The sequence below is a fragment of the Streptomyces sp. NPDC002773 genome, assembly GCF_040295605.1.
GTDB lineage: Bacteria > Actinomycetota > Actinomycetes > Streptomycetales > Streptomycetaceae > Streptomyces.
The window spans coordinates 79719-91435 of record NZ_JBEOVO010000012.1; the positions used below are offsets into that span (position 1 = coordinate 79719).

An 11717-nucleotide genomic window follows, 5' to 3' on the forward strand; every position below is an offset into this window, starting at 1 on the left:
GGTGGCACGGGTCGCGCGGTGGGTGTGAGCCGTGCATGGTGGGGGCACTCCATGCACGGTGGTGAGCACGCCGCGAGCGGCGGGGGCGGGCCGGAAGGCGGCCCGGTCCGGTCCGGAGGTCGGCGCGAGCACCGAGCATCCCGTGAGAGACTGGTCTAGACAACCGCTTAAGACTTGAAGGGCAACACCATGGCTGAGCGCCGCGTCAACGTCGGCTGGGCCGAGGGCCTGCACGCCCGCCCCGCGTCCATCTTCGTCCGTGCCGCCACGGCTTCCGGCGTTCCGGTGACGATCGCCAAGTCCGACGGCACCCCGGTGAACGCCGCTTCCATGCTCGCGGTGCTCGGCCTGGGCGCGCAGGGCGGCGAGGAGATCGTCCTCGCCTCGGAGGCCGACGGCGCCGAGGCCGCTCTGGACCGTCTGGCGAAGCTGGTCGCCGAGGGTCTCGACGAGCTCCCCGAGACCGTCTGATCCGGGTCGCCCCCCCGTACGACGAAAGGCCGTGGCTGCCGGAATTCCGGTGGCCACGGCCTTTCGCATTTCCACCGACCCGATTCGGCCCGCTTTTGGGCAGCACGGAACGCGGACTGCGGAATTACTATTCTTTGTATACGGCGTGCGCGTTAATTCCGGGCGCTCGCCGTGTTGACGACATGTTGCGAAACCCTCACACGCCCGCGCTCCGGCCTTTTGAGCCGGTGCAGCGGCTGCGAGCGTTCCGCGTGCACCGCGGTCAGCGCCCGCGCGCGCTCGGCGTCACCGCGCGCCACGGCGTCCACGATCGCGCCGTGCTCGGCCCAGGCCTCCACCGGCTGCGCGGGCTGCTCGACCGCGTACATCCAGGCGATCTTGTGGCGCAGTTGCGTCAGCAGCGCCGTCAGGGCCGGGCTGCCGGAGGCCTGTGCCAGCGTCTCGTGGAACCAGCCGCCGAGCGAGCGCAGATCCTCGCCCTGACCCCGCCTGGCCCGCTCCTGCCCCAGCCTGACCAGGCCCCGCAGCACCTTGAGGTGGGCCTCGGTGCGCCGCTGGGCGGCCCGTGCGGCGCCCAGCGGTTCGAGCAGCGCCCGCATGTCGAGCAGGTCGGCCGCCTCCTGTTCGGTGGGCTCGGCGACGTGCGCGCCCGCGTGGCGGCGGGTGACGACGAAGCCCTCGGACTCCAGGGTGCGCAGGGCCTCGCGGACCGGGACGCGGGAGACCCCGTACCGGCGGGCGAGCTGTTCCTCGGTCAGCCGGCTGCCCCGCTCGAAGACGCCGGAGACGATGTCGTCCCGGATCGCCGTGCATACCGAGTGCGCGGGAATGCGCATGTCCGACCTCCGCCTTGGTCTGCGCGAGACAATTCTGCGACGCCTGTTCTGCGCCCGATCTGCGACTCTATTGCAGCGCGCCGGAATTTCCGATGCCTCAGCGAAATATGGAAGCCTTTTTGACCGACGAAAAGCCCCGGCTCAGCACGAGCCGGGGCTTTTGCGACGCGGGGCGGGCGTCCGCGTCAGACGCTGACGCCGCGCGCGCGGAGGTAGGCGAGCGGGTTGATGTCGGAGCCGTACTCGGAGCTCGTGCGCGCCTCGAAGTGGAGGTGCGGGCCGGTCGAGTTGCCGGTCGAGCCGGAGATGCCTATCTCCTCGCCCGGTTCGACGCTCTGGCCGACGTACACGCCGATGGAGGAGAGGTGGCCGTACTGGGTGTACGTGCCGTCGTTCATCCGGATGACGATGTTGTTGCCGTACGCGCCACCCCAGCCGGCCTCGACGACGGTGCCGGAGCCGACGGAGACGACGCTGCTGCCGTACCCGGCGTGGAAGTCGACGCCGGAGTGGCTGCCGGAGGACCAGAGCGAGCCGCCGGTCTGGTAGCCGGTGGAGACGTACGAGCCGGCGACGGGGAGCTGGAAGGAGTTCAGGCGGCGGCGCTCGGCCTCACGGGCGGCGCGCTCCTCCGCCTCGCGGATCTCCTTGGCGCGGGCCTCCGCCTTGCGCTTCGCCTCGGCCTCGGCCTTCGCCTTGGCGGCGGCCTCGAAGGCCTCCTGCTCCTGGGCGGCGGCCTGGGCGTTGATCCGGTCCACGAGGGAGTCCTCGGTGATCACCTTGGTGAGGCCGGTGTCCTCGGCGGAGCGGTTGTCCGCGTCGGCGGCGAGCGCCGGGGAAGCGAGGGTTCCGATGACGCCGGTGGTGGCCAGGGTCGCGGCGCCGGCGATGCCCACGCTGCGGCGCGCCATCCGGCTCGGCCCACGATGCTTCCCGGTGGCACGGGTGAACGCCATGTAGTGGCTGATCCTTTCCTTCCTTCTCGCCTACCGGGTTAGCTGACGGGTTCGGAGCAGGAAGGTCTCCTACGAGCCCCTCCGTACGAGACGAAGGCGCCCGATTCACCCCAGGGACTACGTGTGGGTCCCCGGCTCCCCAGGCTCGCGCCTGACGGGGACTCGGCGATGACTGTCCGGGTGCCGCGGGTGCGGCGGGTGCAACTGCCGAACAGACGCACCGACGCTATGCGGATCGTCTTTCAATCACCAACCGGACTCGCCAGTTTGTAAGACATGCCACAGGGCAAACGATCACCCTTGCGTTCAATACGGACAAAGGGGAGGGCTCCGACGAAACATGCCGTCGGAGCCCTCCCCTTACCGGGTCGGAGCCGGGTCGGGAGCCTGGTCAGAGCCAGGTTGGAGCCGGTCGGAGCCCCGGTCGGGAGCCGGAATCAGCCGGTCACGACGGTGACTTCACCGATGCCGAGCGCGCGCACCGGGTCCGCGATCTGCGCCGCGTCACCCACGAGCACGGTGACGAGCCGGTCCACCGGGAAGGCGCTGACCACGGCCGCGGTCGCCTCGACCGTGCCGGTCTCGGCGAGCCGTGCGTACAACTGGGCCTGGTAGTCGTCGGGGAGGTGCTGCTCGACCTGGTCGGCCAGCGTCCCGGCGACCGAGGCGGCCGTCTCGTACTTGAGCGGGGCGACCCCGACCAGGTTCTGCACGGCCGTCTCGCGCTCGGCGTCGGTGAGGCCCTCGGCGGCCAGCGTCCGCAGCACCTTCCACAGGTCGTCAAGCGCCGGGCCGGTGTTGGGCGTGTCGACGGAACCGCTGATGGCGAGCATCGCGGCACCGTTCCCCTGGCTGTCGGAGCGCAGCACCTGCCCGAAGGCACGCACCCCGTACGTGTAGCCCTTCTCCTCCCGCAGCACCCGGTCGAGGCGCGAGGTGAGGGTGCCGCCGAGGCAGTACGTGCCCAGGACCTGGGCCGACCAGACGCGGTCGTGCCGGTCGGGGCCGATCCGGCCGATCAGCAACTGGGTCTGGACGGCGCCGGGTCGGTCGACGATGACGACCCGTCCGGTGTCGTCGGCCGAGATCGGCGGCATCGGGAGCGGCTCGGCCGGCTCACCGGTCCAGGTGCCCAGGGTCTCGGCGAGGACCTTGTCCAGGTCCACGCCGGTCAGGTCGCCGACGACCACGGCGGTGGCCGTGGCGGGCCGGACGTACGCCTCGTAGAAGGCGCGGACCGCGGCCGCGTCGATCGCCTCGACGGTCTCCTCGGTGCCCTGGCGTGGCCGCGCCATCCGCGATTCGGCCGGGAAGAGCTCCTTGGAGAGCTGCTTGGCGGCGCGACGGGCCGGATTGGCCGTCTCGTGCGGGATCTCGTCGAGCCGGTTCTGCACCAGGCGCTCGATCTCGGTGTCCAGGAACGCCGGGGCGATCAGCGCCTCGGAGAGCAGCCCGAGCGCCTTGGGCAGCCGGGAGACGGGTACCTCAAGGGAGACCCGTACGCCCGGGTGGTCGGCGTGCGCGTCGAGCGTGGCGCCGCAGCGCTCGAGCTCGGCCGCGAACTCCTCGGCACCGCGCTGGTCCGTGCCCTCGGTGAGCGCGCGGGCCATGATGGTGGCGACACCGTCGAGACCGGCGGGCTCGGCGTCCAGCGGGGCCGGCAGGAAGAGCTCCACGGCCACGACCTGCTGGCCGGGACGGTGGCAGGTCAGCAGCGTCAGGCCGTTGTCCAGCTTCCCGCGGTCCGGGGCGGGGAAGGCCCAGGGCCTGGCGGCGCCGGGCTCCGGCTGCGGGTGGAAGTCCATGCTCGTCAAAGACACGGCAGCGTCGGTCACTGGTCCGCTCCCTCTTCGTCGTCGCTGTCGCTGTCGCTCAGTTCGGCCGCCAGGGGCTCGTAGACGAGCACCGCGCGGTTGTCGGGGCGCAGCTTGGCCGCGGCGGCCGCCCGCACCTCGTCGGCGGTGATGTCCAGGACCCGGTCGACGGCCGTGAGGGCGAGCTGCGGGTCGCCGAACAGCACGGCGTACCGGCACAGTTCGTCGGCGCGGCCCGCGACGGTGCCGAGGCGGTCGAGCCACTCGCGCTCCAACTGGGCCTGCGCGCGCTCCATCTCCTCCGGCGTGGGGCCCTCGGCGGCGAACCGGGCGAGCTCCTCGTCGACGGCCGCCTCGATCTGCGGGACCTCGACGCCTCCGGAGGTCTTGACGTCCAGCCAGCCGAGCGAGGGCGCTCCGGCGAGCCTCAGCAGGCCGAAGCCGGCGGCGACGGCCGTGCGGTCGCGGCGGACCAGGCGGTTGTGCAGACGGGACGACTCGCCACCGCCGAGGACCGTCAGGGCCAGGTCGGCGGCGTCGCACTCGCGCGTGCCGTCGTGGGGCAGCCGGTAGGCGGCCATCAGCGCGCGGGCCGGGACCTCCTCCTCGACGACCTCACGGAGCTGCTCGCCGATGACCTCGGGCAGGTCGCCGGGGCGCGGTGCGGGCTTGCCGTCGTGGCCGGGGATGGAACCGAAGTACTTCTCGACCCAGGCGAGGGTCTGCTCCGGGTCGATGTCGCCGACGACCGAAAGCACCGCGTTGTTCGGGGCGTAGTACGTGCGGAAGAAGTTCCGCGCGTCCTCCAGGGTGGCCGCGTCCAGGTCGGCCATGGAGCCGATGGGCGTGTGGTGGTACGGGTGGCCCTCGGGGTAGGCGAGGGCGGTCAGCTTCTCGAAGGCCGTGCCGTACGGCACGTTGTCGTAACGCTGGCGGCGCTCGTTCTTGACGACGTCCCGCTGGTTCTCCATGGACTCGTCGTCCAGCGCGGCGAGCAGCGAGCCCATGCGGTCGGCCTCCAGCCAGAGCGCGAGCTCCAGCTGGTGCGTGGGCATGGTCTCGAAGTAGTTGGTGCGCTCGAAGCTCGTCGTGCCGTTGAGCGAGCCGCCCGCGCCCTGCACCAGCTCGAAGTGCCCGTTGCCGTGGACCTGCTTCGAGCCCTGGAACATCAGGTGCTCGAAGAGGTGGGCGAGGCCCGTGCGGCCAGGGACCTCGTGACGCGAGCCGACGTCGTACCAGAGGCAGACCGCGGCGACCGGGGTCAGGTGGTCCTCCGAGAGCACCACGCGCAGGCCGTTCGCCAACCGGTGCTCGGTCGCTGTCAGGCCGCCGGAGCCGGCCTCGGCCGTGGCCGTGTGACCCATGGGCATGTACGTCCCTTCGATCGCGATGTGAAAAAGTCCTGCCACTGTATGCAAGCGCGCCGACACCTGGCGAAGTTCCCGCCCCCGGGAGATGTCCCTCTTCCGGGTCGCGGTCGGCGTTGTCGGTGGCACGGTCCACAATGGTCCGCGTCAGATCAACCTTGTTGGTGAAGGAGCCGCAGCCGCGATGGCCCGCCGCAGCACGAAGACACCGCCGCCGGACGACGCGTTCGAGGAGCGAATCCTCGACATCGACGTCGTCGACGAGATGCAGGGCTCCTTCCTCGAGTACGCGTACTCGGTGATCTACTCGCGTGCCCTCCCCGACGCCAGGGACGGCATGAAGCCCGTCCAGCGCCGCATCGTCTACCAGATGGGCGAGATGGGGCTCCGCCCCGACCGCGGCTTCGTCAAGTGCGCCCGCGTCGTCGGCGAGGTGATGGGCAAGCTGCACCCGCACGGCGACGCGTCCATCTACGACGCGATGGTCCGCATGGCGCAGCCGTTCTCCATGCGCCTCCCCCTCGTCGACGGCCACGGCAATTTCGGTTCCCTCGGCAACGACGACCCGCCGGCCGCCATGCGGTACACCGAGTCGCGGATGGCCCCGGCCGCGCTGCTCATGACCGAGTCCATCGACGAGGACACGGTCGACTTCACGCCGAACTACGACGGCCAGGAGCGGGAGCCGGTGGCGCTGCCCGCCGCGTACCCGAACCTGCTGGTCAACGGCGCGTCGGGCATCGCGGTCGGCATGGCGACGAACATGCCCCCGCACAACCTCGGCGAGGTCATCGCCGCCGCCCGCCATCTGATCCGCCACCCGGGCGCCGACCTCGAGACGCTGATGCGTTTCGTGCCCGGACCCGATCTGCCGACCGGCGGCCGGATCGTCGGCCTCTCCGGCATCAAGGACGCGTACGAATCGGGCCGCGGCTCATTCAAGATCCGCGCCACGACGAGCGTGGAGACCGTGACGGCGCGCCGCAAGGGCATCGTCGTGACCGAGCTGCCCTTCACGGTCGGCCCTGAGAAGGTCATCTCCAAGATCAAGGACCTGGTCGGCTCCAAGAAGCTCCAGGGCATCGCGGACGTCAAGGACCTCACCGACCGCAACCACGGCCTGCGCCTGGTCATCGAGATCAAGAACGGCTTCGTGCCGGAGGCGGTCCTCGAGCAGCTCTACAAGCTGACGCCGATGGAGGAGTCCTTCGGCATCAACAACGTGGCGCTCGTCGACGGCCAGCCGCTCACCCTCGGCCTCAAGGAGCTCCTCGAGGTCTACCTCGACCATCGTTTCGAGGTGGTCCGGCGACGTTCCGAGTTCCGCAGGACCAAGAAGCGCGACCGGCTCCACCTCGTGCTCGGTCTGCTCATCGCGCTGCTCGACATCGACGAGGTCATCGCCCTCATCCGGGAGAGCGACAACTCCGCGCAGGCCAAGGAGCGCCTGATGGAGCGCTTCTCCCTGAGCGAGATCCAGACGCAGTACATCCTGGACACCCCGCTGCGCCGCCTCACCAGGTTCGACCGGATTGAACTGGAGAGCGAGCGCGACCGGCTCAACGGCGAGATCGACGAGCTGACCGGAATCCTGGACTCCGACGCGGAGCTGCGCAAGCTGGTCTCGGCGGAACTGGCCGCGGTCGCCAAGAAGTTCGCGACGGACCGGCGGACCGTTCTGCTCGAGTCGGCGGGCGCGCCCGTCGCGGCCGTCTCCCTGGAGGTCGCGGACGACCCGTGCCGGGTGCTGCTGTCCTCCACCGGACTGCTCGCCCGTACGGCGACGGCGGAGCTGCCGGAGGCCGACCCGGACGCGAAGCGCGTCAAGCACGACGTGATCCTGTCGGCGGTGGCCGCCACGCAGCGCGGCGACATCGGCGCGGTGACCTCGGAGGGGCGGCTGCTGCGGATCGCGGTGATCGACCTGCCGCAGCTCCCGGACACCGCGAGCGCGCCGAACCTCGCGGGCGGCGCGCCCCTGTCCGAGTTCCTGTCCCTGGAGGACGACGAGACCGTGGTCTGCCTCACCACGCTCGACGAGTCCTCGCCGGGGCTCGCCCTCGGCACGCTCCAGGGCGTGGTGAAGCGCGTGGTGCCGGACTACCCGGCGAACAAGGAGGAGCTGGAGGTCATCACCCTCAAGGACGGTGACCGGATCGTCGGCGCGACCGAGCTGCGGACGGGCGAGGAGGACCTGGTCTTCATCACCTCCGACGCCCAGCTCCTCCGCTACCCGGCCGCGCAGGTACGGCCCCAGGGCCGCCCGGCCGGCGGCATGGCGGGCGTCAAGCTGACGGCGGGCGCCGAGGTGCTCTCGTTCACGGCCGTCGACCCGGCGGCGGACGCCGTCGTCTTCACGGTCGCGGGCTCCACGGGCACCCTGGACTCCTCGGCGGGTACGTCGGCGAAGCTGACGCCCTTCGACCAGTACCCGCGCAAGGGCCGGGCCACCGGCGGCGTCCGCTGCCAGCGCTTCCTGAGGGGCGAGGACGTCCTGATCCTGGCCTGGGCGGGCGCCGCGCCTGCCCGCGCCGCGCAGAAGACCGGCACCCCGGTGGAGCTCCCGGAGGTGGACCCCCGCCGCGACGGCTCGGGCACGCCGCTCCCCCGCCCGGTGGACGTGGTGGCGGGGCAGCCGAGCTAGTTCCGGTCCGGACGGGAGGCGTCCCCGGCCCTAGGACGCCTCCGGCTCTTCCTCCGTCTGCTGTACGTACCGCAGGACGCCCCACATGCTGTGCTCGTCGGGGGCGTCCTGCGGGCCGTTCTGCTCGCACTCGGCCAGTTCCTTGCGCAGGCCGGCCGCGTCGATGCCGGAACCGATCAGGACGAGCTGGGTGAGCCGCTCCTCGTCCTCGGGCCACCGCTCGGGGTAGAAGCGCAGGAACCGGCCGACGGCGTGCACGCTGTAGCGGTTGTCCGGGTCGGCGACGCCGAAGTCGACGAAGCCCTTGATCCGGTAGAGGCCTTCGGGCCGCGCGTCCAGGAAGGCCATGAGCCGGCGCGGCTGCAGCGGGGCCGCGGCCGTCAGGGACACCGTCTCGTACCCCGTGTGCGGGTGGGCGTGCGGCTCGTCCTCGCCGTACAGGATGTCCTCGATGGACAGCTGCCCCTCGATCTCCCCCTCGGGCACCACCCGGTCGAAGAGCAGCTCCGGGTCGATCCGCCCGTGGGTGGCCTCGACCACGACGGCCTTCCCGGCAAGACCGGCCACCGCCTCGCGGACGGCACCCAGCTGGTCGCCGGTGACCCGGTCGGCCTTGTTCACGACGACGAGGTCGGCGATCGGCAGATGCCGGTCGGTCTCGGGGTGCCGCTGCCGGGTCGCGGAGAACTCGGCCGCGTCGACGACCTGGACGAGTCCTCCGTACACGATCCGCTCGTTCTCGCTGGCGAGCACCATACGGACGAGTTCCTGCGGCTCGGCGAGGCCGCTCGCCTCGATCACGATGACGTCGAGGCGGGACTCGGGGCGGGTGAGGATCTCCAGGTACTCGTCGAGTTCGCTCGCGTCGACGGCGCAGCAGAGGCAGCCGTTGCCGAGGGAGACGGTGGAGCCGACCTGCCCGGCGACGGTCATCGCGTCGATGCCGATGTCGCCGAAGTCGTTGACCATGACGCCGATACGGGTGCCCCGGGCGCTGCGCAGCAGGTGGTTGAGGAGCGTGGTCTTCCCGGCCCCGAGGAACCCGGCCAGGACGACGACGGGGATCTGCTGCGTGGTCAAGGGACGTGCCTCCGGTTTCCTTCGTGTCCCACGGCCGTGGGAAACCCCCAGAATAGGCACCCGCTCCGGCACCGTTTCCGGTCCCGGAGCGCGGCCCCGTACCTTTTCAGCATGAGCCCCGCACAGACCAGCCCCCCGCGCCCCCTCGCGCGCCGACGGCGGTTCGGTTGGCCCCAGCGGGTGTTCTCGCAGGTCCTGCTGATGCAGCTGGCCATCGCGACCGGGGTGACCGTCCTCGCCACCGGGCTGTTCCTCGCCCCGCTCAGCGCCCAGCTCGACGACCAGGCCATGCGGCGCGCCCTGGCCATCGCCGGGACCACCGCGTCACCGCGGCTGGCCGCGGACCTCACCACGACCCCGCCGTCGGCGCGGGGCCCGGTGCAGGCGGAGGCCGAGCGGATCCGGATATCGACGGGCGCCGAGTACGTGGTGGTCATGGACACGCGCGGGGTGCGCTGGTCGCACACCGATCCCGCCGAGATCGGCAGACGTGTCTCCACGGACCCGAGCACCGCCCTCGCCGGGCGCGACGTGATGGAGATCGACAGCGGCACCCTGGGCCGCTCGGCCCGCGGGAAGACGCCGCTGCGGGACGCGGACGGGCGGATCGTCGGCGCCGTGTCGGTCGGCATCGAGTACGACAGCGTCCGCGACCGGCTCCTCGCCGCGATCCCGGGGCTGCTCGCCTACGCGGGCGGGGCGCTCGCGGCCGGCGCCCTCGCCGCGTACCTGATCTCCCGGCGCCTCCAGCGGCAGACCCATGACCTGGCCTTCTCCGACATCTCTGCGCTGCTCGCCGAACGCGAGGCCATGCTGCACGGCATCCGCGAGGGGGTCGTGGCCCTGGACCGCAACGGCTCCGTGCGGCTCATGAACGACGAGGCGCAGCGGCTGCTCGGTCTCGGCCCCGAGGCGGCGGGCCGGCCGCTCGACGAGGTCCTCGGCCGTGGCCGTACCGCCGACGTCCTCGCGGGCCGGGTGACCGGCGAGGACCTGGTCACCGTGCGGGGGCACCGGGTGCTGATCGCCAACCGGATGCCGACCGACGACGGCGGCGCCGTGGCGACCCTCCGCGACCGTACCGAGCTGGAGCGGCTCGGGCGCGAGCTGGACTCCACCCGGGGGCTGATCGACGCCCTCCGCGCCCAGGACCACGAGCACGCGAACCGGCTGCACACCCTCCTCGGACTCCTGGAGCTGGAGATGCACGAGGAGGCGGTCGAGTTCGTCACGGAGGTGGTCGGCGTGCACCGGGCCACCGCCGAGCAGGTCATGGAGAAGGTCCACGATCCGCTGCTCGCCGCACTCCTGGTCGGCAAGGCCACGGTCGCCGCGGAGCGGGGCGTCTCGCTGCGGATCGCCCCGGCCTCGCTGCTGCCGGACCGGCTCGTCGACCCGCGTGAACTGGTCACGGTCGTCGGGAACCTGGTCGACAACGCCCTGGACGCCGTGGCGGGCACTCCCGGCGCCCGCATCGACGTCTCCTTCCGCACCGAGGGCCGTACGGTCGTGCTGCGGGTCACGGACAGCGGCCCGGGCGTTCCGGAGGAGAGCCGCGAGCTGATCTTCACGGAGGGCTGGACGACGAAGGTGCTTCCGTCCCACGGAAAGCGGGGGATCGGCCTCCCTCTCGTGCGCCGGCTCGCCGAGCGCCGCGGCGGCACCGCCCGCGTGGCCGGGGGGCCCGACGGGGGCGCCGAGTTCACCGTCGTCGTCCCGGACGCCCTGACCGAACCGGAACCCGACCCCGACCTGCCCTCCGAAGTGTCCGGTGCACCTGAACCGGCCGAGGGGGCGCGATGATCGATGTCCTCGTCGTCGACGACGACGTGCGGGTGGCCCGGATCAACGCCGCGTACGTCGCAAAGGTGCCCGGCTTCCGGGTCGCCGCCACCGCCCACTCGACCGCCGAAGCGCTCGCCGCCCTGGACGAGCACCCGGTGGACCTGATCCTCCTCGACCACTACCTCCCGGACGATAACGGGCTCGCGGCCGTACGGGAGCTCCGCGCGCGCGGCCACCAGTGCGACGTGATCATGGTGACGGCGGCCCGGGACGTGGCCACGGTGCAGGCGGCGATGCGGCACGGCGCCCTCCAGTACCTGGTCAAGCCGTTCAACTTCGCCGGACTGCGCGCCAGACTGGAGGCGTACGCGACGCTCCGCCGCACCCTGGAGAGCGGCGGCGAGGCGGAGCAGGCCGAAGTGGACCGCATCTTCGGGGCTCTGTCCGCCGGCTCGGTCACCCCCGACCTGCCCAAGGGGCACTCCCCCACCACGGCGGAACTGGTCCGCCAGGTCCTGCTCGCCGCCGATGCGCCGCTGTCCGCGCAGGAGATCGCGGAGCGGGCCGGGGTCAGCCGTCAGACGGCGCAGCGCTATCTCAAGCTCCTCGAACGCACCGGTCGCGTGCGTCTCTCGCTCCGGTACGGCGAGACCGGCCGCCCCGAACACCGCTACGTCTGGGTGAGCTCCCCACCGAGCGGCTGAGCCACCCGGGGCAGCGGGGCCGATCGGTTCCGTTCGGTTCCGTCGGGTCGGCCAAGGTCG

9 protein-coding genes and 1 riboswitch are annotated in these 11717 nt (G+C 71.8%); of the genes, 4 read left to right on the plus strand and 5 right to left on the minus strand.

What is annotated here, in order from left to right; translation table 11 throughout:
* The first annotated feature begins 189 nt into the window (after positions 1-189).
* Positions 190-471 (plus strand): HPr family phosphocarrier protein, encoded by a 282-nt coding sequence (locus ABT034_RS17050; RefSeq protein ID WP_015036698.1) that lies wholly within the window; start codon positions 190-192, stop codon positions 469-471.
* A gap of 152 nt (positions 472-623) precedes the next feature.
* Here ABT034_RS17050 and ABT034_RS17055 read toward each other — a convergent pair whose 3' ends face one another.
* The 4 genes from ABT034_RS17055 to ABT034_RS17070 all read right to left on the minus strand — a co-directional run bounded on the left by ABT034_RS17055 (position 624) and on the right by ABT034_RS17070 (position 5447).
* Entirely contained in the window at positions 624-1307 is a 684-nt protein-coding gene (locus ABT034_RS17055; RefSeq protein ID WP_351215841.1) for a GntR family transcriptional regulator, read from the minus strand.
* A gap of 185 nt (positions 1308-1492) precedes the next feature.
* Positions 1493-2263, minus strand: coding sequence for a M23 family metallopeptidase (locus ABT034_RS17060; protein WP_351215843.1), 771 nt, complete (start codon positions 2261-2263; stop codon positions 1493-1495).
* 12 nt (positions 2264-2275) lie between these two features.
* Positions 2276-2441: riboswitch (cyclic di-AMP (ydaO/yuaA leader) on the minus strand.
* A gap of 259 nt (positions 2442-2700) precedes the next feature.
* Positions 2701-4098, minus strand: coding sequence for a M16 family metallopeptidase (locus ABT034_RS17065; protein WP_351215845.1), 1398 nt, complete (start codon positions 4096-4098; stop codon positions 2701-2703).
* Positions 4095-5447, minus strand: coding sequence for a M16 family metallopeptidase (locus ABT034_RS17070; protein WP_351215847.1), 1353 nt, complete (start codon positions 5445-5447; stop codon positions 4095-4097). The genes ABT034_RS17065 and ABT034_RS17070 overlap by 4 nt, the downstream gene beginning before the upstream one ends.
* A gap of 181 nt (positions 5448-5628) precedes the next feature.
* On the opposite strand from ABT034_RS17070, the gene ABT034_RS17075 reads away from it, so the two are divergent.
* Positions 5629-8088 carry a DNA gyrase/topoisomerase IV subunit A gene (locus ABT034_RS17075; RefSeq protein WP_351215849.1) on the plus strand — a complete coding sequence of 820 codons (2460 nt, stop codon included), beginning with the start codon at positions 5629-5631 and terminating at the stop codon, positions 8086-8088.
* A 30-nt stretch (positions 8089-8118) separates the two neighbouring features.
* Here ABT034_RS17075 and ABT034_RS17080 read toward each other — a convergent pair whose 3' ends face one another.
* Positions 8119-9168, minus strand: coding sequence for a CobW family GTP-binding protein (locus tag ABT034_RS17080; protein ID WP_351215851.1), 1050 nt, complete (start codon positions 9166-9168; stop codon positions 8119-8121).
* Between the two features lie 111 nt (positions 9169-9279).
* Between ABT034_RS17080 and ABT034_RS17085 the strand changes: the two genes are divergently transcribed.
* Positions 9280-10971 (plus strand): sensor histidine kinase, encoded by a 1692-nt coding sequence (locus tag ABT034_RS17085; RefSeq protein ID WP_351215853.1) that lies wholly within the window; start codon positions 9280-9282, stop codon positions 10969-10971.
* Positions 10968-11657: a DUF7342 family protein gene (locus ABT034_RS17090; protein WP_351215855.1), complete on the plus strand. Its 690-nt coding sequence runs from the start codon at positions 10968-10970 to the stop codon at positions 11655-11657. The genes ABT034_RS17085 and ABT034_RS17090 overlap by 4 nt, the downstream gene beginning before the upstream one ends.
* Positions 11658-11717: the final 60 nt, after the last annotated feature.